Genomic DNA, 24,586 nt, shown 5'->3' with positions numbered 1-24,586 from the left:
GCGACGCGAGCATTGCTGCGTCTCTTGATGTGCCCCTGACGCCGGGCGGCGGTTCGCCCGGCCCAATCGAGGGGCCAGTCGTTGACCGTCCAGCCAATCCGATCCGAGGCGAAATCACGCGGCGCGCGGATGCTGCGCACGGCGCTGGGACCGTCGATCACAGCCTGGCTCGACGACCCCGCCGTCATCGAGGTGATGCTGAACCCGGACGGCCGACTTTGGCTCGATCGGCTCGGCGAGGGGATTAGCGATACCGGCGAGATGCTGTCCGCCGCAGACGGCGAACGCATCGTCCGGCTGGTCGCGCACCATGTCGGTGTCGAGGGTCATGCTCGCAGCCCCCGCGTCTCGGCCGAACTGCCCGAGGGGGGCGAACGGTTCGAGGGATTGCTGCCACCCGTCGTCGCGGCGCCGGCCTTCGCTATACGCAAGCCCGCCGTCGCCGTATTCACGCTCGACGATTACGCACGCGCCGGGATCATGTCGGCAGTTGAGGCCGAGGCGTTGCGCCACGGCGTCGAGACCCGCGCCAATATTCTCGTCGCTGGTGGGACCGGCGCGGGCAAGACAACGCTGGTCAACGCGCTGCTCGCCGAGGTGGCAAAGACCGCCGATCGCATCGTCCTGATCGAAGACACGCGCGAACTGCAATGCGCCGCGCCCAACCTCGTCGCCATGCGCACCAAGGATGGCGTGGTGTCTCTCGCCGAGCTGGTCCGCTCATCACTGCGCCTGCGTCCCGACCGCATCCCGATCGGCGAGGTGCGCGGTGCCGAGGCGCTCGACCTCATCAAGGCGTGGGGCACCGGCCATCCCGGCGGGGTCGGCACGATCCACGCCGGCACCGGGCTAGGCGCGCTGCGCCGCATGGAGCAGCTCATCCAGGAGGCCGTCGTCACGGTCCCGCGCGCGCTGATCGCCGAGACGATCGACCTGATCGCCGTGCTGGTGCGCGACGCGCACGGGCGTCGGCTGACCGAGCTGGCCCGCGTTGAAGGGCTCGATCCCACGACCGGCGATTACCGCCTCGCATCCCTTTCCACCACCCAATCGGGAGACCTGCCATGATCCATGCCATTCGGCATGGCGCACGCCGCGCCATGCTTACCACCACCGCCGGCGTGGTCGCGCTGACCTTCGCCGTTCCGGCCCGTGCCGGTGGATCGTCGATGCCCTGGGAAGCGCCGCTCCAGTCGATCCTCGAAAGCATCGAGGGGCCGGTGGCGAAGATCGTGGCGGTCATCATCATCATCGTGACCGGCCTGACTTTGGCGTTCGGCGACACCAGCGGCGGGTTCCGCCGGCTGATCCAGATCGTGTTCGGCCTGTCGATCGCGTTCGCAGCCAGCTCCTTCTTCCTGAGCTTCTTCAGCTTCGGCGGCGGGGCGCTGGTCTGATGCTCGACGTGGCCGAACCGATCGCGGGTTTCCATGCTCCCGTTCACCGGGCGCTGACCGAGCCGATACTGCTCGGCGGTGCCCCGCGGGCGCTCGCCATCGTCAACGGAACGCTGGCGGGCGCGATCGGCCTCGGCCTGCGGCTGTGGATCGCAGGCCTGGTCATCTGGGCCATCGGCCACGGGCTGTCCGTCTGGGCCGCCCGCCGCGACCCGCAATTCGTGGACGTGGCCCGCCGCCACCTCCGCTTGCCTGTTTGGATGCGGCCATGATGAGCTTGCGCGAATATCGTAGCAAAGCTGCAAACCTGCCAGACTTCCTGCCCTGGGCCGCGCTGGTCGGCGAAGGGGTCGTGTTGAACAAGGACGGCTCGTTCCAGCGCACTGCGAGGTTTCGCGGCCCCGATCTCGACAGCGCGACGCCGGCCGAGCTGGTCGCCACGACTGCGCGATTGAACAATTCGCTGCGTCGGCTTGGCTCAGGCTGGGCGATCTTCGTTGAGGCGCAGCGCACGCCTGCGCTCGACTATCCGGAAGGCCACTTTCCCGATCCTGTGTCGTCGCTGGTCGAGTTCGAGCGCCGCGAACAATTCCGCGAGGAAGGCGCACACTTCGAGAGCCGCTATTTCCTGACGCTGCTGTGGATGCCGCCCGCAGAGGAAGCGGCGCGCGCCGAAGGCTGGCTTTACGAGGGCCGGGCCACGACCGGCGTCGATCCGTGGGAACTGCTCAAGGGCTTTACCGATCGCAGCGACCGCGTCCTCAATCTGGTCGAGGGATTCGTGCCCGAGGTCCGCTGGCTCAATGACGCCGAGACGCTGACCTACCTGCACAGCACGGTCTCGACCCGCCGCCAGCGCGTGCGCGTGCCGGAAACGCCGATGCACCTCGACGCCCTCTTGGCGGACGAGCCGCTGACCGGCGGGCTGGAACCGCGCCTGGGCGACCATCACCTCCGCACGCTCACCATCGTCGGCTTTCCGAGCGTGACGTTCCCCGGCTTGCTCGACGAGCTGAACCGGCTCGCCTTCGAGTATCGCTGGGCGACGCGGGCGATCATGCTCGACAAGACCGACGCGACCAAGCTGCTGAGCCGCATCCGCCGCCAGTGGTTCGCCAAGCGCAAGAGCGTCGTGGCGATCTTGAAGGAGGTGATGACCAACGAGGCGTCGGTCCTGATGGACAGCGACGCCTCGAACAAGGCCGCCGACGCCGACACCGCCCTGCAGGAACTGGGTGCCGATTATGCCGGCATGGCCTACGTCACCGCCACGGTGACGGTGTGGGACCGCGATCCCGCCATCGCCGCCGAGAAGCTGCGGCTGGTCGAGAAGGTCATCCAGGGCCGCGACTTCACCGTCATTCCCGAGGGCATGAACGCGATCGAGGCGTGGCTGGGAAGCCTGCCCGGCCACATCTACGCCAATGTCCGCCAGCCCCCGATCTCCACCATCAATCTCGCCCACCTGATCCCCCTGTCAGCAGTATGGGCGGGGCCGGAACGGGACGAGCATTTCGGTGCGCCCCCCTTGCTCTATGGCAAGACCGAAGGCTCGACTCCGTTCCGGTTTTCCCTTCACGTCGGCGACGTCGGCCACACGCTGATCGTCGGCCCGACCGGCGCCGGCAAGTCGGTGCTGCTCGCGCTGATGGCGATGCAGTTCCGCCGCTACGAGAACGGCCAGGTCTTCGCCTTCGACTTCGGCGGCAGCATCCGCGCCGCCGCGATCGGCATGGGCGGCGATTGGCAGGACTTGGGCGGGATGCTCGCCGACGAGGCGGGTGACGGCGTGCAGCTCCAGCCTCTCGCCCGGATCGACGATCCGTCCGAGCGTGCGTGGGCGGCGGAATGGCTCGCGGCGATCCTCGTCTCCGAAGGCGTCGCGGTCGATCCGCAGGCGAAAGAGCATTTGTGGTCGGCGCTCGGGTCGCTTGCCAGTGCGCCCGCGCCGGAACGCACGCTGACCGGGCTGGCCGTGCTGCTCCAGAGCCAGCAGCTCAAGCAGGCGCTCGCTTCCTATTGCCTCGGCGGGCCGTGGGGTCGGCTGCTCGACGCAGAGGTCGAGCGTCTCGGCGAGGCGTCTGTCCAGGTGTTCGAGACCGAGGGCTTGGTTGGCGCCGGATCGGCCGCCGCTGTCCTGTCCTATCTGTTCCACCGGATCGAAGGCCGGCTGAACGGCTCGCCGACGCTCATCATCATCGACGAGGGTTGGCTAGTTCTCGACAGCCCGCAGTTCGCCGCGCAACTCCGCGAATGGCTGAAAACGCTGCGCAAGAAGAACGCCAGCGTTGTGTTCGCCACGCAGAGCCTCGCCGATATTGAAACCTCGAACATCGCGCCGGCCATCATCGAAAGCTGCCCGACGCGCATCTTCCTGCCGAACGAGCGCGCGGCCGAGCCGCAGATCGCTGCCATCTACGAGCGGTTCGGGCTCAACGCCCGACAGATCGAAATCCTCAGCCGGGCGACGCCCAAGCGCGACTATTACTGCCAGTCGCGGCGCGGCAACCGGCTGTTTGAGCTGGGGCTTGGCGAGGTCGCGCTGGCCTTCGCCGCCGCTTCTTCCAAGACCGATCAGCTCCGCATCACCGAACTCGTCGAGACACACGGTCGCGAGCACTTCGCCGCCGAGTGGTTGCGCCATCGCGGCTTGGCCTGGGCGGTCGATCTCCTTCCCGACCCCCAACCTGATCCGCTGGCCGGTCGCCGGGAAGATGCCGGCCAGCTTCCCCTTGCCTTGAAGGACATGACCCCATGAAGCCCAATATCCTGCGCCGCGCCATGCTGGCCGGCGCCATCGCCACGTCGAGCATGATCGGCATCACCGCCGCCACGCCGGCGCACGCTCAGTTCGGCGGGATCGTCTATGACCCGACCAATTACGCGCAGAACGTGCTGACGGCCGCGCGGTCGCTCCAGCAGATCAACAACCAGATCCAGCAAATCCAGCAGCAGGCGACCAGCCTCATCAACGAGGCGCGCAATCTGGCGTCGCTGCCGTTCAACTCGCTCCAGCAGTTGCAGCAGCAGGTGCAGCGCACCCAGCAGCTTCTCGGCGAAGCCCAGCGCATCGCCTACGACGTGCAGAACGTCCAACAGGTCTTCAACGGCCGCTACAAGGGCGCGGCGCTCACCGGCACCCACGCGCAGATGGTCGCTAACGCCAATGCGCGCTGGGAGGATAGCGTCGGCGCGTTCGAGGATGCGCTGCGTGTGCAGGCTGGCGTCGTCGGCAATATCGACGGCGCGCGGACGACGATGGACGGCGTGGTCACGTCTAGTCAGTCGGCGACCGGCGCGCTCCAAGCCGCGCAGGCGGGCAACCAGCTTCTCGCGCTGCAATCGCAGCAGCTCGCGGACCTGACGGCGCTGCTCGCCGCGCAGGGCCGGGCGCAGGCGCTGGATTCGGCGCGCAACGCGGCCGTTGAAGCCGAGAGCCGCGAACGTCTGCGCCGCTTCCTGACGCGGTCCACCGGCTATCAGCCGGGCAACGCCCGCATGTTCCACGACTAACGCCCGTGGACAGCAAGCTCCTCGCGCGCATCGGCGCGGTCATCTTCGTCGCCATCGCCATCACCATGACGGCGATCGAGATGAGCCGTGCGCCAGAGCCACCGCGCGCGGGGCCGGCGGCCGTCGCCGAGACATCGGCGACGGACCCGCTGCTGATCGAGCTGCGCCGCTGCCAGTCGATCGGCGCGGCCGGGGCGAGTGACCCGGATTGCCTGCGTGCCTGGGCCGAGAACCGTCGCCGGTTCCTCGCGCCCGGTGCGCTTCCCGCTGCCCGCATCGCCGATGGCGCGACCCCACAGGAGAACTGACATGGGCGGCACCGGCGTCGTCGATCGCTTTCTGGATGTCTTCACCCGCTACATCGACAGTGGGTTCGGCCTGCTCGGCGGCGAAGTGGCGTTCATCGCCACCACCCTGATCGTCATCGACGTGACCCTGGCCGCCCTGTTCTGGACGTGGGGAGAGGGCGACGACATCATTGCGCGCCTTGTCAAGAAGACGCTGTTCGTCGGCGTCTTCGCCTACATCATCGGCAACTGGAACAGCCTGGCACGCATCGTCTTCGAGAGTTTCGCCGGGCTCGGCCTCAAAGCGTCGGGCACCGGCTTTACGGCGGCCGAACTGCTCCAGCCGGGCCGCGTCGCGCAGGTTGGCTTGGAAGCGGGCCAGCCTATTCTCGAATCCATCTCCGACCTTATGGGCTGGGTCGCGTTCTTCGAGAACTTCATCCAGATCGCGGTGCTGCTGATCGCCTGGCTGCTGGTCATCCTCGCCTTCTTCATTCTGGCGATCCAGCTTTTCGTGACGCTGATCGAGTTCAAGCTGGCGACGCTCGCCGGATTCGTGCTCATCCCGTTCGGCCTGTTTGGCAAGACCGCGTTCATGGCCGAGCGCGTGCTGGGGCTGGTGATCTCGTCAGGCATTAAGGTGCTGGTGCTCGCCGTCATCGTCGGCATCGGTTCGACCCTGTTCGACGAGTTCCGCGCCGGCTTCGGCGGCGCGCAGCCCAGCATCGAGGACGCGCTGGCCGTCGCGCTCGCCTCGCTGTGCCTTCTCGGCCTTGGCATCTTCGGCCCGTCGATCGCCAATGGCATTGTCTCCGGCGGCCCGGCGCTTGGCGCAGGGGCCGCAGCGGGGACCGTGCTCGCGGCCGGCGGTGCGCTGGCCGGTGGCGCCGCTGCGGCCCGGCTCGGCGTCGGCGCTGCGGTGGGCGCGGCCGGTGGCGCCGCGCGAGGCGCCGCCTTCACGTCCGGGGCCGCAAACAGCGCCTATGCGCTTGGTTCGGCTGGCAAGTCCGGCGCGGCCGCAGTCGCTGGCGGCGCAGGCGGCGTCGGACAAGCCGCCGTCGGCGCAGCCATGTCGCCGCTGCGCAAGGCGGCAGCCTCGCTCAAGGATAGCTACCGTTCCGGCGGACGTGCCGCCGTCACCGCGACCGGCGGGACCATTTCGGGCGGCAGCTCCACGCCGTCGCCGGACGCACCGGCCGGCGCGCCCGCCTGGGCGTCCGCGATGAAGAACCGCCAGACCATGACCCACGGCGCGACCATCGCTGCCCACACGCTGCGCTCCGGCGATGGCGGCGGCAGCGGCGCGTCCGTCGACACCAGCCAGAAGGATTGACCCATGTTCAAGCGACCGAGCATCCGCTACGGCCAGACGCCCGCGCCGACCACCCCTTATCAGCGCGCGGCGCAGGCATGGGACGACCGCATGGGCTCGGCGCGCGTGCAGGCGAAGAACTGGCGGCTCGCCTTCTTCGGGACGCTGTCCCTCTCAGGCGTTCTGGCCGGCGGTCTGGTCTGGCAATCGACGCGCGGCCATATCGTCCCCTGGGTCGTGCAGGTCGATCGGCTCGGCGAGGCCCAAGCGGTCGCGCCGGCCGAGGCCGGCTACCGTCCCACCGACCCGCAGGTCGCGTTCCATCTCGCCCGCTTCATCGAGCAGGTCCGCGCGATACCGGCCGATCCGGTCATCGTCCGTCAGAACTGGCTTCGAGCATACGATTTCACCACCGATCGCGGCGCGCTCGCGCTCAACGATTACGCGAGGGCCAACGACCCGTTCGCCAATGTCGGTCGGGGGCAGGTCGCGGTGGAAGTGTCGAGCGTCATCCGCGCCTCACCCGACAGCTTCCGCGTCGCCTGGATCGAGCGCCATTATCAGGACGGCAGCCTTGCCGCCACCGAACGCTGGTCGGCGATCCTCACCATCGTCGTGCAGCCGCCGCGCACCCCCGACGCCCTGCGCAAGAATCCGCTCGGCGTCTTCGTCAACGCCCTCAATTGGTCGAAGGAGCTGTCGCAATGACCGGCATACTCATCCGCCGCGTGGCCACGGCCGCGCTCTTCGTCTCCGCATCCGCGCTCGCCGGCTGCGCCACCACGTCGGCCAGGCCGCCCGTGATCGCGTTGGACGATCCGCCCCCGGCGATCGCCGCGACGCCCGCGGCCGAGCCGCCCCGCGCGGTCGAGATCGTCACGATCCCCGAGCCGTTGCCGCTCCCCGGTCAATTGAAGCCGGTGACGGAGCGCGCGCGACCGCCGGAGCCCGCCGATCCGCGCCGCCGTGTCGGCGACGCCAACGATGCCGCGCGCGTCCAGCCGGTGCGCGACGGCTTCCTCAACGCCATCCAGCAATACCCGTGGACCGAAGGCGCGCTCTATCAGGTCTATACCGCGCCCGGTCAGGTGACAGACATCGCCTTGCAGCAAGGCGAGCAGCTTGTCGGGCCGGGGCCGGTCGCGGCGGGCGACACGGTGCGGTGGATCATCGGCGATACGGTGAGCGGCAGCGGAGCAGCTGCCCGCGTGCATATCTTGGTAAAGCCCACCCGACCCGACCTCGCCACCAACCTCATTATCAATACGGATCGGCGCACCTACCATCTGGAGCTGCGCGCCACCCCCGTGACCTACATGGCGTCAGTGTCCTGGACCTATCCGCACGACCAGCTCATCGCCTTGCAAGGCCGCAACGCGGCTGCTGCTGCGGCTGCACCGGTAGCGACCGGCGTGGACGTGGCGGCGCTCAACTTCCGCTATCGCATCGACGGCGATAGAGCGCCGTGGCGTCCGGCCCGCGCGTTCGACGACGGAAGGCAGGTCTTCATCGAGTTTCCCGCCGGGATCTCGCAGGGCGAGATGCCACCGCTTTTCGTGACCGGCGTGGCCGGCGACGCCGAGCTGGTCAATTACCGCGTGCAAAGCCGCTACATGGTGGTCGATCGCCTGTTCGCTGCCGCCGAGCTGCGCCTGGGCGACCGGCGCACCGAGCAGCGTGTCCGCATCGTGCGGGACGATGGACGGAGGGGGCGGCCGTGACCGACAGCCACGATCCGTCCGTCGAGGATCGGCCCGCCGCACAGTCGGCCCGCCCTGATCCGGCGGCGTTCCAGCTTCGCGGCGATCCGCCCCGCGTCATGCGGCTTTCCCGTAAAGCGCTCGCCGTCGTCGGCGTCGCCGCCGGCCTCGGCATAGGTGGTTCGCTGATCTATGCGCTACGACCGCCGAGCGATCGGGCCGCGCAGGAACTCTACAACACCGATAGCCGCGCCACGGCCGAGACTATCACGTCGGGGCCCCGCGACTATGCCCAAGCGCCCCGGCTCGGCCCGCCGCTGCCCGGCGACCTCGGCCGACCGATCGTATCGGCACAGCAGCGCGGCGAGGATGTCACCGTGCCGCCGGTCGGCGCGCAGCCAGGTCCGCCCGATCCGCGCGCTCAGGCGGCGGAGGCGGCTCGGCAGCGTGCCGCTCAGGAGCGCGACGCGGCCCGCACCAGCTCGGTCTTCCTCGGCGGCAGCGGAAGCGCCGCATCACCGGACACCCCGGTTACGCCGGTTCTCGCAGCGCCGACTCCAGCGCCTGCGGCGACGGGCGATGCGTCGGCGCAAAGCGATCAAGCGGGAAGGCGCACCTTCATGGCGCAGGCGCCGAACCAGCGCACGGTCAGTGTCGAGAGGCTGACCACGCCGTCATCACCCAACATCGTGCAGGCCGGCAGCTTGATACCGGCTGCCCTCATCACCGGCATCCGCTCCGACCTTCCCGGCCAGATCACCGCGCAGGTAACGGCCAACGTCTATGACAGCCCTACGGGGCGCATCCTCCTCATCCCGCAGGGCGCGCGGCTGATTGGCGAGTATGACAGTGAGGTCGCCGCGGGTCAGACACGCGTGCTGCTGGCCTGGGACCGGCTCATCCTGCCGGACGGACGTTCGATCGTTCTCGAGCGCCAGCCCGGCACCGATGGCGCAGGGTTTGCGGGCCTACAGGACCGCGTCAACCAGCATTGGGGCAATCTCCTGAAGGCGGCGGCCGTTTCGACGCTTTTGGGGGTCGGTGCTGAGCTGGGCGCAGACAGCGAGGACGACCTGACCCGCGCACTGCGACGCGGCTCGCAGGACACCATCAACCAGACCGGCCAGCAGATCGTGCGTCGGCAGCTCAATGTGCCGCCCACGCTCACCATCCGGCCGGGGCATCCGCTGCGCGTGGTGCTGACCCGCGACTTGGTGCTCGAACCCATCGGAGTAACGCGATGACGAAGTTGAAGCTCGGGCCGCTGGCCGACGATCGCCCCGTCAAGCTCACGGTGGAGTTGCCTGCCGCTGTTCACCGCGATCTCACGGCCTACGCCGCCGCGCTTGCGGCCGAGACCGGCGGGGATGCTATCGTTCCTGAGAAGCTCGTCTCGCCAATGCTGGCGAAGTTCATGGCGAGCGACCGAGGATTCTCGCGGCGACGGGATACCTCGAAGAGCTGACCGCCTCGCTGCCATCAGTTACCCAGGAAGCGTCGGCGGCGATCCTGAGCATCCACCTTGATGATCGCTTCTTCGGCCGTGGCGCATTCGCCGCCACGGACCGAGCCGTCACGACATCCGGCCACCAACTGTCGAGCCTCGTCGATATGAGCGACGAAATACTGTGTGCCGCGTGCGTCGTCCGATGCCTTGGCCACCGCTGCCCCGGTGGCGGTAATCCTCGCTTGAGGGATCGGCGCAATCAGCGGTCGTAAGGCAAAGCCTCCCGCAAAACCGATGGCCAAGTTGACTAACACGATAATGATTGTCTTGCTGTGAGACATAGTAGATATCTCCAGAAAATTCTGTGTAAATTACTGTATTTTTGTCGAGAAATCAAAGGTTAGCGCGTAGCGACTCTTGATGAATCCGAGGAAACGGTGAATAGTCGGATTGATATTGTCTTCGCACCAATAGGCGGAAAAGCCAGTTAGTGCCGGCCCTTGTTCCCCGTGTATTGGCCGATACACAACATCAGGGTACAGTGCGCCGGTCGAACCTTCGCAAACGATGCTCACGCCAGAGCTAACGCCTAGCATGCTCAACACAGTCTCTCGGCTCGACCGCAATACTCGAATATCGGGCTTACTGCCGGACAACGCCAGACGGCCAAGCAGCATATCGCGAATAGCTGGGCCAGGGTCGGTGATTGGTAATAGGAAGCGCTCTTCCCGAAGATCAGTCCAGTGCACGACATCTTGGTTCGCGAGTGGATGCGACTCGGGTAATGCAACGAGCATTCGCTCGCTCCACACCGGTTCGCAGCGAAATCCGTTCTGCCCCGCAACGCCCATCAAGATTGCGATGTCAATTTCTCCAGTATTCAGTCCGGCCAGAAGTAGACTTCTGTCGGATTCAACGCACTCCACATCAACATCCGGGTGAGTTTCGATCCAATTCAATATCGTTGCACGCAAATTGCCGGCAGAAACGGAACTGTTGTGTCCGATCATCAGGCCACCAGCACGGCCCTGACCTGCTGCACGCATCATTTTTACCAACTTATCGGCTGTGTCTACCATCGGCTTAGCGCTGCGGATGAAGGTGCTTCCAGCCAGCGTTGTTGTGACACCTGAACGCGAGCGCTCAAAAATAGACATGCCGATAGAGTGTTCCAGCTTCAGGATAGCCCGGCTCAGAGTCGATTGCTCGACATCTAGGGCACGTGCCGCACGATAGAAGGAACCGTGATCTGCTGCCGCGATAGCGTAGCGAAGTTGCCGGATATTGAACGGCAAATTAATGCCCGGACGAGGTTGAGAAGACCTGCATAACGACCACGCCTGAAACGATCAGGCCGATGCCAATGATCGCGGCCACATCCAAAGCCTGGCGGAGCACAACAACCCCCACGATGGCAGTGAGAACGATGCCGCATCCAGCCCAAATTGCATATGTTATGCCAAGAGGGATAACGCGGAGCGCTTGCGTCAAACAGTAAAATGACATCCCAAAGAATAATGCCATCAAAAGTGTCGGAATTGGCCGAGTAAACTGCTCAGATTTTGCCATGAAAGTCGAGCCGGTCACTTCGCATATAATAGCAGCCGTCAACGCAGCATAGGGAAAGAAAGGATGCATTTTTAGTTCCCTTATTAAATGACGTCGTTGAATGATGGTTCATTGCACCACGGGATTTTGATTATTGAACTTAAGGGCGGATGTCGCGCCAGCCTGCTCCCAACGCGAGCTGCGCGGCTATCCAGCCTTGCGTTTTCTGAACTCGCCGGGCCAAGGCGGTCGACTTTGCATCCAGTGCTTCGACTTGCGCGCCCAACCGTGCACGAGCAGAAATCTGACCCGCATTTTCCCGAACTGTCGCCAATTCAGCGCTTTGCTCGGCAGAGCGCGCGGCAATTTCTGCCTCATTGGCGGCCCACCGACTTGAGTTCCAAGCCTCCAAGGCGCTATCGGACTCTTCGAGTGCGGCCAGAACCACGGCCTGCCACTGTGCAAGCGCGGCTTCCGATCTAGCATCAGCAGATTTCACCCGGCGTAGTAGCCGGGGCATATCAAACAAACCCCAGATCAGGCTCGGCCCAACCGCAAATCCTACGGCGCCATCATCGCCGAGCCGGTCAGGCCGAGCTGAAAGCGCGATATTTCCGGCTAGCGAAATACGTGGATAGAGATCTGTGACCGCAATACGCGCTTGTGCCACAGTGCCAGCAAGCCGCTGCTCGGCTGCGCCGACATCGGGTCGTCGGCGCAGCATGGCTGCCGGATCGCCGGCATCAAGCACGCTGGGAGCGATGGGTAGACTGCCTGGCGCCAGATTGGGGTCAGGCACGCGCCCGCCAAGGATCGACAGACGTCGTGCGCTATTGCGGCGTGAAGCGACAAGGTCAGGTAACTGACCTCGCGCCAGGGCAAGCGCACTAGTTGCCGCCTCGCGATCTATGCGTGAAGCGGCACCGAGCGCTTCCGCTTTATCGACACTCAGTGAAATTGCCTCCAGCGCGGCGATGCGCTTCTGCACCAGCAGCTCTTGCTCGGCAGCGTAGCGATTCTCCACATAAGCGCGGACAACCGACGCCGCTACCGCAGCCTCTGTCTGCCGGCGCAGCCATAGAGCTTCACCTTCCTGAGCGCGTGCTGCTGCGAGGTTCGCGGAGATGCGTCCAAACAGATCGACTTCCCACCCGAGCGTGACTCCGACATTTGCCAGATTCTGGTCCGGATAGCGATCAGGCGCCCCCGGAAATGGGGGCTGGGCTAATCCCGCAACGCGCCTGCTGGAGACGCCAGCTTCAACCGATCCACCTGGCAGAGCGCTGGCCTTCGCTTCGCCAACCAGTGCCTGAGCCGCTTTGAGGTTTGCGGCAGCGGCGGCGAGATCGGCATTGCGCGCCAACGCATCGCTGACCAATGTATCGAGCACCGGGTCATTAAATGCCCGCCACCAGTCCAGAACGACCGGCTGGGCACTCTGTCCTTCTGCAATCACCGTCCAGGTCGGCATCACCGGGGGAACTGGTGTTCGCTCAGAGAGACTGACACAACCGCTTAGCGCGAGCGCAGCCGAAGCGAGTAAGACAACTTGCGATCTCATGACAAAGCCTCCTGAGGCGGGGCAGAACGGGTTCGCAAAGCCGGCAGGCGGTGGAACAACAGCGAATAGAGCGCCGGGATCAGGACCAAAGTGATAAGCGTGCCGAGCGCCAGGCCTCCGATCATCGCGGCTGCCATCGGTCGCCAAAGATCGCCGCCGAAGGCGAACAGCGGCAGAAGACCGACAATGCAGGTAAGCTTGGTCATGATGATCGGGCGCAAACGGACCTCCGCTGCACGGACGATGGCATCGACATGACCGGCACCGTTGGCCCGCTCCTCGACTACTCGTTCGAGCAGTAGAACCGCATTGTTGACGATGATTCCAGCCAGCGCCAGCAGACCGAGCGTGGCGGTGTAGTTCATCTCCTGACGGGCGAGGAACAGACCCAAGGTCGCCCCAATGATGACGAATGGGATCGAGGCCATGACGATCATCGTCTTCCTGACGCTACCAAACTGCCACAGGAACAGTCCGGCCATGCCGAAGAGTGCTATCGGCAAATACTGGATCAGGCCGCCATTGGCTTCGGCAGATTCTTCGATCTCACCCCCCGGGATCACCGAATGCCCGGCTGGCAGGTCGAGGCTGGCGACCGCGTCGGCGACCTTGCTGGTCAGTGCCTGGGCCGTCAGAGTGGGGTGGCGCGCACTAACCATAATCGTGGGGTATTGATTGCGGCGATTTAAAACGCTGTCCTGATCGGCCAGGCGCACTGTCGCGATATCGCCAAGCGTAACGCCCGGCTTGACCAGCGTCGCCGAGATTGCGTCGGGCGAAAGGCGCAGCGTCGCATCGGCGCGCAATACGACCGGGGTCGTGAGTTCGCCACGGGTCAATGTGGTGACCGTTACCCCCGAGTAAGCCGCTTGCAGGGCACGCGCCGTGTCGGCCGGCGTGACGCTGGCGGCTTCCGCGCGTGCGCGATCGATATCTACGACAAGGCGCGGGATCACCGTTTCAGCATCATCTCGGACGTCGAGCGTCCCCGGCACTGTACGCAGTGCCGATTTGAGCTTCTCGGCAGCCTTGCTCAATGTGTCGCGATCGGGCCCTGTAAGAATGAACACCGCCTTGCCGGCTTCCGACATCCCCAGGGAAAAGCGCTTGGGCTCGATACGCGCCTGCGGAAAACGGGTGGTGAGATCGTCGCGCAGTTCGCGCACGACAGCATCGCTATCAGCGCCCTTGGCAAGATTGACGACGGCGTAGGCGCGGTTGCCAGCCGGCAGAGGCGGGTTGAGGCCAAGAATGAACCGCGGTCCACCGTCGCCGACATAAACCACGTTGCTGACGACTTCCGGATGCGCCTTCCGATCGCTTATCCTTGCCGAGATTTCCTGAGCCACCCTCAGGCTTTCCCGAGTGGCGCCTCCGGGGGCGATCTCAATCGGAATCTGTACCTGGGCACGGTCAGACGGACCCAGCAGCCCTTGAGGCAGGAGGCCATTGAGGACGGTCGCCCCTGCGAGGAGCGCAACCATTGCGACAGCTACAGTTGCTGGACGGCCGACAATGATTAGTACTTTGCGCCCGTACCAGCGCCTGAGCCGCCCGATCCAGTCGTCCTTCTCATGCTCCTCGTGAGGGGCTTTGATGTACATCTTGCAGAGTAGTGCCACGACCGTCAGGGCGAGAAACAACGACAGGAGTAATGTGACGCCGAGAACAATAGCGAGGCTGCGCATGTATTCGGCAGTTTCACTCGACCCGGCCACCAGCGGGGTAAAGGCCAGGATGATAGCCAGAGACGAAACCAGCAGCGGCGCGGCCATAGTCTTGCCCGCATGGATAGCAGCGGATTCGGCGGCTTCGCCATCTCCAATACGTCGCTGATAATCCTCGACTACCACGATGGCATTGTCGACGAAGATACCAAGCGCGATGATGATGGCGGCGATTGAGATCTGGTGCAGTTCGATCCCAAGCACGCTCATCACCAGAAGAGTGCCGAGGACCGTTAGCGGCACAATCACACTGGTGACCAATCCAGCACGCCAACCGAGAAACACGACGACGACACCCATGACGATGACGACCGTCTCCGCGAAAATCTTGCCGACCTTCTGCAGATTGTGGCCCACGACCTCCGCCTGATCGGTGATCGGGGAAAGGGTCATCCCGATCGGGAGGTCTGCTTGTGCGGAGGCGACTCCCGCGCGGAGCGCGTCAGCGAAATCGACGACGTTCAGGCCCGTGCGCATCGAGACGCCGAGTACGATCGCCGGTTTGCCGTCGAAAACGGCAGCAGCCGTCGGAGGGTCCTGGGGGCGTTGTTCGATCTTGGCGATCGTGGAAAGCGGGACGGAACCTCCGCCTGGAAGGGCGACGGGTACAGCCCCGACCGCAGAGGCTGTCTTGAGCTGACCGGAGGCATCAAGCATCAGAGTGCGTCCGGACACATCGAGCTCGCCGGCCGACACCACCATGTTCCGATCACCGATCGCCTTGGCGACGGCTTCCAGGCTGATGCCAGCCGCAGCGAGGCGCGCTGGCAATATTTCAATGTAAATTTGTTCTTCACGCACACCGTGAAGCGAGACCTGCTCAACGCCGGTCACGCCTTGCAACCGCAATCGTGCCGCGCGCGCAGCTTCCTGTAGCTGACCCTGGCTGTAACTTTCGCCAGTAAGCGCAAGGGTCATAACTGATACCCGGCCCCAGGAATCGTTGAGGACTGGGCCGATCGTGCCTGCCGGGAAGAGCGCTGCGGCCTCCTGGCTTCGAGCGCGCAAGGTCTGCCAGACCTGGTTTACGCGCTGAGGACTGACATTGCTGTGAAGCGCAATGGTCATGATCACCACGCCAGGGCGCAGAGTCGTTTCCATTTTTTTGACTTCGGCAACGGTTCGCACACGCTCTTCGAGCGGCTTGGCCACTAGGCTCTCCAGACGCTCAGGTGTTGCGCCCGGAAGATAGGCTTCAATTGTGGCAGCCCGAAACGGGACGGTCGGCTCCTCGGTGGCGGGGAATCCGATCAGGATCACCAAGCCTGCGATGAGCAAGGCGACGGCGCCGGTCAGAGTGAAGCGTGACCGCTTCATGGCGATTTCAGTGAGGGACATGATGCCTACCGCGTTCAAGGCGTGAAGGTGAGCGGGCGAACACGTTCGCCAGCCTTGATGAGTTCAGCGCCAGTGGCAATGACGCGCTGGCCAGGAGATAACCGTCCCCGCACCAGCGCGCCCGCAGAGGAGACGCTGATGATCTGAACCGGTTCTGCCGTCGTTCGACCGTCCTGACCGACAACGACAACCCGGCGGGCACCGGAGCGGTCAGCGATGACGGCCGACAAAGGCAGCATCAAATCGCCGTTGGTGGCTCCTCCGGCTGGCAAGCGAACTTCGACGGCCGCTCCGGGTGCTGCGGTGCCTGAAACGATGGTGAACCGCGCTGTCTGTGCATCCACACCGGCAGATCGCGGAGAAAGGCCGGACAATCGAGCTTGCCCGCCCGAACCACCGATATTGAAACGCACGATCGTTCCGATGCGTAGCTGTTCGGCCGTCGCGCTGGAGACCGAATGACGTGACCCCCTGATTTTCCTCCACGAGCGATTAGAGTCTGGCCTGAAGGAAGGACAGACGATGAAGCGTATGAGGTTTTCAGAAGAGCAGATCATTGGCGTGCTGAAGGAGGCGGAGGCGGGTGCGAAGACCGCTGATCTTGCTCGGCGGCACGGTGTGTCGGAAGCGACGATCTACAACTGGAAGGCCAAGTATGGGGGGATGGAGGTGTCGGAGGCCCGGCGTTTGCGGGAGCTCGAGAGCGAGAACGCGAAGCTCAAGCGGCTGCTGGCCGATGCGATGCTGGACAACGTGGCTCTGAAGGATTTGCTTTCAAAAAAGTGGTGACGCCCGCCGCGAAGCGGGAAGCTGCCGCTCATCTCCAAGCGTGCCATGGGATGAGCGAGCGGCGGGCGTGCCGCGTCATCGATGCTGATCGCAAGAGCGTGCGCTACCGTTCCATCCGGGATGATGACGGTGCCCTGCGCGAGAAGCTGCGCGGGCTAGCCAACCAGCGACGCCGGTTCGGCTACCGCCGCCTGCATATCCTGCTGCGCCGGGAGGGTGTGATGATCAACCGCAAGAAGACCCAGCGGCTGTATCGTGAGGAAGGTCTGGCGGTGAGGCGGCGGCGCAGCCGCAAGCGTGCTGTCGGGACCAGGGCACCGGCTCCGGTGCTGGCGCTACCGAACCAGCGCTGGAGCTTGGACTTCGTCCATGACCAGATGGCTTCTGGCAGACGGTTCCGCGTCCTCAATGTGGTCGACGACGTGACCAGGGAGTGCCTGGCGGCTGTGCCGGATACCTCGATCTCCGGACACCGCGTCGTGCGCGAGCTGACCCGGCTGATCGCCCAGCGGGGCAAGCCCGGCATGATCGTCAGCGATAATGGCACCGAGCTCACCAGCAATGCCGTGCTCGCTTGGGTAGCGCAGATCGGGGTCGAGTGGCATTACATCGCGCCGGGCAAGCCGATGCAGAACGGCTACGTCGAGAGCTTCAACGGCCGCATGCGCGATGAGCTGCTGAACGAGACCCTGTTCATGAGCCTCGCCCACGCCCGGGTCGAGATCGCTGCCTGGGTCGAGGATTACAACCGGGAGAGACCGCACTCGTCCCTTGGCTATGCAACCCCGGCGGCGTTCGCCGCCAAACTGGATAAGCAATGGCCTGCTTCGCTACGCCCTACGGGCTCCGCTATGCAGCCCATTGCTTCAACCGCGCTGATGCGCAAAACAACCGCTCGGCTCTAATCCCAGCTGGGGGAAAGCTGGGGCTCACGTCACGAAGCAACGATCTCGCGTTCACCCGCACCTTCCAGCGAGAACACGGGGGCCCCAGCCGGAAGTATGGCGCCAAGCTCGCCTTGACGAGCCGTAATCACCCCGGCCACGGGCGCGCGTAATTGGGTTTTTGCCAAGGCACGGGCATTCAGCGCAGCTTGGTCGGAGGTAGCCCGCTGCTGTGCTTCCGCACGGCTGACGTTTGTCCTTGCGGCATCAAGATCCTGCCGCGCCGCCGCGCCAGCCTCAACAAGCCCTTCAAGACGTTTTGCCTCACGGCGGGCAGCATCCAGATCAACATTCGCGGCCTGCATCTGCGCTCGGGACTGGGACGCCTGAAGTCGGAATGGCTCCGCGTCGAATTCTGCAAGAATTTGACCCTGCGCGACCCTATCGCCGATGTTTGCTCTTAGCCGAACAAGCCGCCCAGGATTCTCGGGGGCAATATCATAAGACCCCAATGATCGGACGATGCCAGTGATCTGGGTGTCGCTTGAACTAGCTTGCTGCACCGTCGCCGTGAGAGCCGTCCTGAGCGGCGCAGGTTCTGGCTGGGATGATCCACACCCGGCGAGTTGCCCTGATGCCAGCACAACTGACCCTATCATCAGCCAGCGGCGAACTGATATAACTGAGGCCTTACTAATATATGGCACGCAATCTATGGCCGTGTTTGACATGTGTTAGTCCTTAGAAATCAGATTGGTACGGCGGCGCGGCGCATCATATCGACGCAAGCAGTCACTAACTGAGCGCGAGCGTAACCGGGTAAACAAATGCGCCCGAACAGCCCATCCATTATACAGTTAAATGCGATCGTTAGCTCATACGGATCGACTGAACTTGCGATCTGGCCTTTTGCTTGTGCCAAAGTGACGGCTCGAACCATCGCCGTGGTAAAACGCTGGTCGCAGGAGATCGCAATCTCAGCAATTTCCGGTTTGCGGCTCGCTTCAGCTATAATTTCTAGCCGAAGGCGCGACATGGCTTGCTGCCGTTCGTCCTGCATAGCCAAGAGGAGTATGCTTTCAGCACCATCAAAAAAGTTCTCACTGGCCATCAGAACTTCGATGAGGCCAACGCTTTCGGCGAGATCTAACTCGATCAGAGCTAGAATGAGATCGTCTTTGCTCGGAAAATACTGATAGAGGCCGGCAACACTTATCTCGGCTTCAGCACTGATCTCCGCGGCGGTCGTAAGGTGAAACCCTTTCCGCGCAAAGCATCGATGCGCAGCCTCCAGAATCTGTGAGCGACGCTTAGCACGTGCCTGAGGATCGGCCGGTCGGCCACGGCGTGCAGCGATATTCGATTTGGACATTCGATTTATGTGAGCTATCACTAACCTAATGTCAATCTGGAGATCGTTTATGAATGTCGACAGGCGGCGCAGAAGGATCGTTGTGGTGGGTGGTGGAGTAGCAGGGGTCGAAATTGCCACCTCGCTCGGACGCCGGTCGAAGAACGATCAGAGTATGCCGGCTGTCATATTGGTCGATCGTGATTCCGCCCATATCTGGAAGCCGATGCTTCACACGATCGCGGCAGGTACACGTGATATATCTCAACAGCAGACGCCTTATCTCGCACAAGCCCGAGATGCTGGCTTCGAATATCAGCCTGGCGAGATGTGCAGTCTCAATCGGGCCAATCGCACGATAGGCCTCGCTCCGCTCCATGCTCCAGATGGTCGGTTGCTCGTTCCTGCAAGGGAAATCGCCTACGACACTCTCGTCATATCGGTTGGAAGCGAGGCCAATGACTTCGGAACACCTGGTGTACAGGAATATTGCTTCAAAATTGATTCCCGCTTGCAGGCTGACGCATTCAACCGTGAAGTCCGTATTCGGATGCTGCAATCCGTCGCGCAGGAACAGGACTTATCCATCGCAATAGTAGGCGGTGGCGCGACCGGCGTCGAACTCGCGGCCGAACTAATGCAACTCACGCAGATCGCGGAGGCCTACGGCGCCCCAGCACTATCATCCCGGATCAGGATCACCCTGATCGAGAGTGGGCCACGCTTGTTGCCGGCCTTTCCAGACGACATCTCGCAGGCAACGGAGGAGAGGCTTGAGAGTATCGGCATCAGGGTGATGACTAACTCTAAGGTCAGTGCGGCAACGACGGAAGGCTTCGAGCTTGACGATGGCCCAACGGTCACCGCGTCTCTCAAAGTATGGGCTGCCGGCGTGAAAGCGCCCGCTTTTCTGACCAATCTCGATGGACTCGAGAGCACCCGAGGCAACCAACTTGTCGTGCTGCCGTCACTGCAGACGACACAGGACCCAAACATTTTTTCACTCGGAGATTGCTCAAGCCTTACCTTGTCCCAAGGGGAACGTCCCCTGCCGCCAACGGCGCAGGTCGCCCACCAGCAGGCGCAGCATTTGATTCGTCATCTTCCCGCCGTCATCTCGCGTGGAAAGCGGCCGCCTGATTTTAACTATCGGGATTTCGGTTCTCTCGTATCGCTTGCCGAATATGATGCTTTTGGCTCACTCGGAAAATACGGATTATTCAAGGGAACGACGATAAGAGGAAGACTGGCCCAGTTGAGCCATGCAATGCTGTACCGCAGCCATCAGGCACGGTTGTACGGTTTTTGGCGCGGAAGTCTTGTCTGGATGGTGGATCGTCTCAACATGCGGCTGCGCTCGGCGATCCGCCTCGATTGATCTTCTGGCGGCTTAGTTCGGTAAATGCATGACCGTCTCAAATACTCCGTGCCGAGTAGCGCAATGAGTTTGTCGGCATCCGCCGATGTCACTTGAACTGGATTGCAGCCAGGAGACGCGCCCTGCGGTAAATCACCGAGATCTATGCCAGCGCGTGTCGGTCGCGACGATGTACCCAGCGACACCACGGCCGCGTTGTAAGCAACCCGCTTTCCATATTTCGCCGGAGGCATGGCGACATGACGATAGAATCTCACGATCTAACGGCCAGGCAAGAATTCACGCTCGACCTTGCAGCAGCGGGCAAATGTTATCGCCGAAAGAACCGGCCCGCTAATCGCCGCCGGCAGAAGATTGTCCGCTTCGTTGGACGTGAGGGCGACGTCGAGACCTTTACGGTCCAGCAGACGTTCCCGGTCGTTGGTAGTCTGAACTCCGATCTTCCATCAGATCGCCAAATCGAAGCTGTGGAGCAGTTTTTCAGACACCGCCCAGAGACACGTTGGCAAGCTCACACCATGCTGAGCGCGCGCGATTACGGATTGGAGCTTTCAAGCCGCTATCCGTTTACCGCCATTCGACGGATGGTGATCGGTGTCAGCGTCGCAGCGTTCATACTTAGCGACCGGGCGCTCCGCGACAATGTGCGCCGATGGTGTGAAGATCGCTATCAAGAATCGTGCCCCGGCATCAGCTCGGGAATAGCAAATCATGCTCCTCATCGAATAGCGAGCCGGTTCGCCGAAAAGCTCGTGATGGATATGCGTGGTGCAGGCTCGGAGGTATTCGGCTAAGGCCAGTCACGATCGCGGGGACTGACTGGGGGAATATTATGACGACCGTGCCGCCGGCACCTATCGAATATCAGCTCATTGGCCTCGCTGAAGACGGCGGCATCGGGAACCTACTGGCGGGTCTCGATCAGAAGCAGGGGCGTGTCCGCCTTCAAGCGCTCATATCCGAATGGCTACGAATGGAGAATCTCGTCGTTCTGACGGGATCGGGCACGTCGGTTTCCGTCGGCGGTAAGACGATGGCCAATCTCGAAACGGCTGTATTCGCCACGATCCAGGCGCTGCCCGACATCCCCGCCTCGGTCGCTGCTATCATCGAAGCCCGCAAGAACGCTGTCCTTCTCGCCGCCTTCGACGATGATGACCCGATCGGTTTCGAGGCATGGCTTTCGTTCGTCGCCAATGCTCTGGTCGTCGCGGAGTCTACGGGCGGACCATTTTCCGCCGTGACGTGGCCCAGTACGCCGGCGCCCAGCGTCGCCGATCTGCGTTGGCTCGTCGATCGCCTTCGCATGGCGATTTTCGCCGAGTGCGCGCTTTCGCTCCCTGATACGGGGCTGGCCGCGTCCGCTGATGGCATCGTGCCGCATCTTGCATTTCTATCCAAACTCGTGGCTCGCGATAGCAACCTCGGACGCACCCATCTCTTCACGCTCAATTACGACACGCTTTTCGAGCAGGCATTGGAGCTGCTCGGCGTCCAGTATTTTGACGGTTTCACCGGCCGCGCAGCCGGCCGGTTCGACCCTTCCGTTTATGGTTTGGACATCTACTATCCGGGCGAGGTGGCGGAGGGCCGTGTACGGCGCTTCGACAAGTTCCTGCATTTCTACAAGCTCCACGGCTCGATCCACTGGTTCGAGCAGGGCACCGAGATGCGCGCGCGTCATCCTGATCTGACCCCTTTTCAGACCTACGCCGCCATGACGGCCGAGCAGAAAGCCGCGTCGCTTCTGTCTCTGGTCGGAGGGACGCCTTCGGTCGGGATTCTACCGACCGCGAACAAATTCGCTCAGACGCTTGCGATGCCCTACGCTCACCTCTTCCGGTCCTTTCAGGTGCGGCTCGGCATCCCCCAGACCTTCCTCCTCGTGCTGGGCTATGGCTTCGGCGACGATCATGTCAGCCGGATCATCGAGAATGCGCTCATGAATCCGTCGCTTGTGATGCTGGTAGTCGAACCAAATCCGAACAGTCCGGTGATCGCACGCATCCGGCGATACAAGGATCTCGGTAAGCGCGCCTTCGTCCTATGTCCGACGACGGATGCCTTCTCAGCAACACCATTCAAGCTCGCGACCTTCGACGACTTTGCGCGAACGGTGATGCCCGACGTGCAGTGGCTCGACGACTTCCTTCGCTTGCGCCGCTTCGAAAAGCAGATCGCTTCGTCCGCAACATCAGCCGGAGCGGACACGGAGGGCGCGGATGGATAATCCGCGCCTCGTCGGGCACATCGTGTCGGTTCAAGGCTTCCGAGTGAAGGTCGAATTGCTGCCCGAAACTCGGTCGGCGTTACGCGCCACGCTAGACGGCGTGCAGGCGGCCATCGCAATCAACGCCTATCTGACCTTCTCGCTCGGTGCGGGGGAAACGGTCATCGGCATCATCACCGATCTGGAAGCTCGCGAGACCTTCGATCCCGGTAGCGGGGACGATCTAAACCTCGAACTGATGAAACCACGCCGCGTTGCCAGCGTACAGCTGCTGGGCACGATCGAGCACAAGGACGAGGAGCCTACCTTCAGTCCAGGCATCTCGGTGCTGCCAACACTCGACACTCCCGCGGAGATCGGATCGCCGGACATCCTTCGCGCGGTGTTCGAGATACCACCGCGGCGCAACAAGCCAGAGGACTATGACGCGAAGGATTTCGATTGCGATCTGAAGATCGGATTCCCGACCGGCCAAGACCGCAACGTCGTGCGGGCCTCCTATAACGACCTGTTCTCGCGGCCGCTCGCGATCGTGGGCAATACCGGCTCGGGCAAATCCTTCTCGGTGTCGAGCCTGATCCAGAAGGCGATGGCTGCGCTCGATGGCGCGGCCGAGGAGCCGCACGTCTTCATCCTCGACATCAATGGCGAGTATGCCAAGGCCTTCCCGACGGCTGAAGCGGCGCAACGCTTGCCGGATCGCATCTACCTCAATGGCAAGGAGTTCAGCCTTCCGCTCTGGTTTCTGAACGCCGAAGAAATCTGTGCGTGGCTGAGCGCGTCGGAGCAAACGCAGGAGCCCGTGCTGAAAGACTGGTGGGCGATTGCCAAGGGCGGCAGTGCCACCGCCGCCGCCAGCATGGGAGCGTTTCAGAATGGCATGAGCGCGCTCGACCAGCTCTTGAGCGAACTGACGAAGATCAAGAAGAAGGCAGCCGGCTCCTATTGCGATGCCGTGGTCGGCCACCTCGCCGATACAGACATTGATACAGACCCGTTCGCTGGCCTGTTTACCGCTCATAGGTCAGCTAACGATTTCAACACCGAGGTCATGAACAATCAGGCCGCCATAGCTGCGGAGGCGGAGAAGCTGAAAGACGCGATTCGCGCCAAGATCGTCGGTGGTAGCGGCACGGCGGAGGCCGGTGCACGCACTGCGGACTCTCCGTTGCCGATCGCCCGCGCAACCCTGACCGATCCATCGCTTATCAATCGGGCCGTATCCAAGGAGGATACGTTTCGCGTCGATGCCCACCTGACGACGTTGAAGCTGCGGCTGAAAACCCGCCTCGACGACAAGCGATGGCGCGCCTTCCTCAACTATGAGGAGACCGATACGAAGATCGAGAAGCTGTCCTCATGGTTCGCACGCTTCGGGCTTGGTGCTGCAACGGGACCGAAAGTCTCGGTGCTCGACCTGTCAATGTTGAGCAACGAGGTTCTTCCCTATGCTTGCGCGGTGATCGGGCGGGTGTTGCTGGAGGCGCGTGAGCGCCTGCCCGCAGCCTCGCGCTATAAGCATCCGTGGGTGCTTGTTCTCGAAGAGGCGCACAACTATGCCCGCCCGGCCCGCTCAGACGAGGATCGCGGTCATCGCCTAGCGCGGTTGACATACGAGCGCATCGCCAAAGAGGGGCGCAAATTCGGCCTTTCACTCATCATCGCCAGCCAGCGGCCGAGCGAGATCAGCCAGACGATCATCAGCCAGTGCGCCAACTTTATCAGCCATCGCCTACAAAATCCTGACGATATCGACCATTTCCGGCGCATCATTCCAATGCAGGCGAGACGGCTGCTCGATCAGGTGACTATCCTGTCGTCAGGCGAGGCAATCGTATTCGGTAGCGCCTTTCATATTCCGACGCGGGTTCAATTCGACCGGCCTCAACCCGGCCCTTATAGTCAGACGGCCGCGCCCTATCATGAGTGGCGCAAGGAACAGAATCCGTTCCCGCTGTCGCAGGTCATCGATGCGTGGGGTGCCTGACGCGCAGGTTTCGCCAGCCCTGCTCATGGCATTGTGCAGCGGCTCATTTCAAAACACTAGAAATGGGGACCACCTAGGCGAACAGGCCGCTGCCCTCTACGGCGACAATCGGCGGAGAAAGACGCTACACGGTGGCC

Annotated in this window: 24 protein-coding genes; 16 read left to right on the top strand and 8 right to left on the bottom strand. The window is 63.1% G+C overall.

The window, feature by feature from the left end:
- Positions 1 to 81 precede the first annotated feature (81 nt).
- Genes trbB through B5J99_RS10565 form a run of 11 tightly spaced genes read left to right on the top strand, consistent with a single transcriptional unit; the run spans position 82 to position 9,674 of the window.
- On the top strand, positions 82 to 1,068 hold the full coding sequence (gene trbB / locus B5J99_RS10615; protein WP_040716716.1) for a P-type conjugative transfer ATPase TrbB: 987 nt from the start codon (positions 82 to 84) through the stop codon (positions 1,066 to 1,068).
- Positions 1,065 to 1,397 carry a TrbC/VirB2 family type IV secretion system protein gene (locus B5J99_RS10610; RefSeq protein ID WP_021691190.1) on the top strand — a complete coding sequence of 111 codons (333 nt, stop codon included), beginning with the start codon at positions 1,065 to 1,067 and terminating at the stop codon, positions 1,395 to 1,397. Before trbB ends, B5J99_RS10610 begins: the two co-directional genes overlap by 4 nt.
- Entirely contained in the window at positions 1,397 to 1,669 is a 273-nt protein-coding gene (locus B5J99_RS10605) for a VirB3 family type IV secretion system protein (protein ID WP_021691191.1), read from the top strand. Before B5J99_RS10610 ends, B5J99_RS10605 begins: the two co-directional genes overlap by 1 nt.
- Entirely contained in the window at positions 1,666 to 4,155 is a 2,490-nt protein-coding gene (gene trbE / locus B5J99_RS10600) for a conjugal transfer protein TrbE (protein ID WP_040716717.1), read from the top strand. Before B5J99_RS10605 ends, trbE begins: the two co-directional genes overlap by 4 nt.
- Positions 4,152 to 4,910 carry a P-type conjugative transfer protein TrbJ gene (trbJ, locus tag B5J99_RS10595; RefSeq protein ID WP_021691193.1) on the top strand — a complete coding sequence of 253 codons (759 nt, stop codon included), beginning with the start codon at positions 4,152 to 4,154 and terminating at the stop codon, positions 4,908 to 4,910. Before trbE ends, trbJ begins: the two co-directional genes overlap by 4 nt.
- A 5-nt stretch (positions 4,911 to 4,915) precedes the next feature.
- Positions 4,916 to 5,218: a putative entry exclusion protein TrbK-alt gene (gene trbK-alt / locus B5J99_RS10590; RefSeq protein ID WP_021691194.1), complete on the top strand. Its 303-nt coding sequence runs from the start codon at positions 4,916 to 4,918 to the stop codon at positions 5,216 to 5,218.
- A 1-nt stretch (position 5,219) separates the two neighbouring features.
- Positions 5,220 to 6,530: a P-type conjugative transfer protein TrbL gene (trbL, locus tag B5J99_RS10585; RefSeq protein WP_021691195.1), complete on the top strand. Its 1,311-nt coding sequence runs from the start codon at positions 5,220 to 5,222 to the stop codon at positions 6,528 to 6,530.
- Between the two features lie 3 nt (positions 6,531 to 6,533).
- Positions 6,534 to 7,217, top strand: coding sequence for a conjugal transfer protein TrbF (gene trbF / locus B5J99_RS10580; protein WP_021691196.1), 684 nt, complete (start codon positions 6,534 to 6,536; stop codon positions 7,215 to 7,217).
- Positions 7,214 to 8,230, top strand: coding sequence for a P-type conjugative transfer protein TrbG (gene trbG, locus B5J99_RS10575; protein ID WP_021691197.1), 1,017 nt, complete (start codon positions 7,214 to 7,216; stop codon positions 8,228 to 8,230). The genes trbF and trbG overlap by 4 nt, the downstream gene beginning before the upstream one ends.
- Positions 8,227 to 9,453, top strand: coding sequence for a TraB/TrbI/VirB10 family type IV secretion system protein (locus B5J99_RS10570; protein WP_021691198.1), 1,227 nt, complete (start codon positions 8,227 to 8,229; stop codon positions 9,451 to 9,453). The genes trbG and B5J99_RS10570 overlap by 4 nt, the downstream gene beginning before the upstream one ends.
- A complete protein-coding gene (locus B5J99_RS10565; RefSeq protein WP_021691199.1) occupies positions 9,450 to 9,674 on the top strand; it encodes a DUF2274 domain-containing protein in 225 nt (74 codons plus the stop codon). Before B5J99_RS10570 ends, B5J99_RS10565 begins: the two co-directional genes overlap by 4 nt.
- 14 nt (positions 9,675 to 9,688) lie before the next feature.
- Here the strand turns inward: B5J99_RS10565 and B5J99_RS10560 are convergent, their stop codons facing one another.
- The 6 genes from B5J99_RS10560 to B5J99_RS19545 all read right to left on the bottom strand — a co-directional run bounded on the left by B5J99_RS10560 (position 9,689) and on the right by B5J99_RS19545 (position 16,243).
- Entirely contained in the window at positions 9,689 to 9,997 is a 309-nt protein-coding gene (locus B5J99_RS10560; protein ID WP_021691200.1) for an EexN family lipoprotein, read from the bottom strand.
- Between the two features lie 30 nt (positions 9,998 to 10,027).
- Entirely contained in the window at positions 10,028 to 10,951 is a 924-nt protein-coding gene (locus tag B5J99_RS10555; RefSeq protein ID WP_021691201.1) for a LysR family transcriptional regulator, read from the bottom strand.
- Position 10,952: 1 nt separating this feature from the next.
- Positions 10,953 to 11,294, bottom strand: coding sequence for a DMT family transporter (locus B5J99_RS10550; RefSeq protein ID WP_021691202.1), 342 nt, complete (start codon positions 11,292 to 11,294; stop codon positions 10,953 to 10,955).
- A 70-nt stretch (positions 11,295 to 11,364) separates the two neighbouring features.
- Positions 11,365 to 12,675, bottom strand: coding sequence for a TolC family protein (locus tag B5J99_RS10545; RefSeq protein ID WP_040716723.1), 1,311 nt, complete (start codon positions 12,673 to 12,675; stop codon positions 11,365 to 11,367).
- 86 nt (positions 12,676 to 12,761) lie between these two features.
- Positions 12,762 to 15,830, bottom strand: coding sequence for an efflux RND transporter permease subunit (locus tag B5J99_RS10540; RefSeq protein WP_021691204.1), 3,069 nt, complete (start codon positions 15,828 to 15,830; stop codon positions 12,762 to 12,764).
- Positions 15,831 to 15,844: 14 nt separating this feature from the next.
- A complete protein-coding gene (locus B5J99_RS19545; RefSeq protein ID WP_162892560.1) occupies positions 15,845 to 16,243 on the bottom strand; it encodes a permuted SH3 domain-containing protein in 399 nt (132 codons plus the stop codon).
- A gap of 109 nt (positions 16,244 to 16,352) precedes the next feature.
- Here B5J99_RS19545 and B5J99_RS10535 point away from each other — a divergent pair.
- Positions 16,353 to 17,524, top strand: a protein-coding gene (locus B5J99_RS10535) for an IS3 family transposase (RefSeq protein ID WP_117352367.1) whose coding sequence is annotated in 2 segments (ribosomal slippage) — positions 16,353 to 16,605 and positions 16,605 to 17,524 — 1,173 coding nt in all. Because the reading frame shifts where the segments join, the coding sequence is not laid out codon by codon here.
- A gap of 29 nt (positions 17,525 to 17,553) precedes the next feature.
- Here B5J99_RS10535 and B5J99_RS10530 read toward each other — a convergent pair.
- Together B5J99_RS10530 and B5J99_RS10525 are read right to left on the bottom strand one after the other, a co-directional pair.
- The gene (locus tag B5J99_RS10530) at positions 17,554 to 18,234 is read right to left on the bottom strand and encodes an efflux RND transporter periplasmic adaptor subunit (protein WP_117352366.1); all 681 of its coding nucleotides are present in this window, start codon (positions 18,232 to 18,234) and stop codon (positions 17,554 to 17,556) included.
- A 17-nt stretch (positions 18,235 to 18,251) separates the two neighbouring features.
- Positions 18,252 to 18,875: a TetR/AcrR family transcriptional regulator gene (locus tag B5J99_RS10525; protein WP_021691207.1), complete on the bottom strand. Its 624-nt coding sequence runs from the start codon at positions 18,873 to 18,875 to the stop codon at positions 18,252 to 18,254.
- A gap of 49 nt (positions 18,876 to 18,924) precedes the next feature.
- Here B5J99_RS10525 and B5J99_RS10520 point away from each other — a divergent pair, with 49 nt between their 5' ends.
- The 4 genes from B5J99_RS10520 (at position 18,925) to B5J99_RS10505 (ending at position 24,449) form a co-directional block, all read left to right on the top strand.
- Positions 18,925 to 20,232 carry an NAD(P)/FAD-dependent oxidoreductase gene (locus B5J99_RS10520; protein WP_040716730.1) on the top strand — a complete coding sequence of 436 codons (1,308 nt, stop codon included), beginning with the start codon at positions 18,925 to 18,927 and terminating at the stop codon, positions 20,230 to 20,232.
- Between the two features lie 239 nt (positions 20,233 to 20,471).
- Positions 20,472 to 21,026, top strand: a complete 555-nt coding sequence (locus tag B5J99_RS10515) for a hypothetical protein (RefSeq protein ID WP_040716731.1) — start codon at positions 20,472 to 20,474, stop codon at positions 21,024 to 21,026.
- Between the two features lie 38 nt (positions 21,027 to 21,064).
- Positions 21,065 to 22,462: an SIR2 family protein gene (locus B5J99_RS10510; RefSeq protein WP_021691209.1), complete on the top strand. Its 1,398-nt coding sequence runs from the start codon at positions 21,065 to 21,067 to the stop codon at positions 22,460 to 22,462.
- Positions 22,455 to 24,449 (top strand): ATP-binding protein, encoded by a 1,995-nt coding sequence (locus B5J99_RS10505; RefSeq protein WP_021691210.1) that lies wholly within the window; start codon positions 22,455 to 22,457, stop codon positions 24,447 to 24,449. The genes B5J99_RS10510 and B5J99_RS10505 overlap by 8 nt, the downstream gene beginning before the upstream one ends.
- Positions 24,450 to 24,586 lie beyond the last annotated feature (137 nt).

Origin of the sequence: Blastomonas fulva (assembly GCF_003431825.1) — a bacterium.
GTDB lineage: Bacteria > Pseudomonadota > Alphaproteobacteria > Sphingomonadales > Sphingomonadaceae > Blastomonas > Blastomonas fulva.
This window is presented reverse-complemented; position numbering and strand designations above follow the sequence as displayed.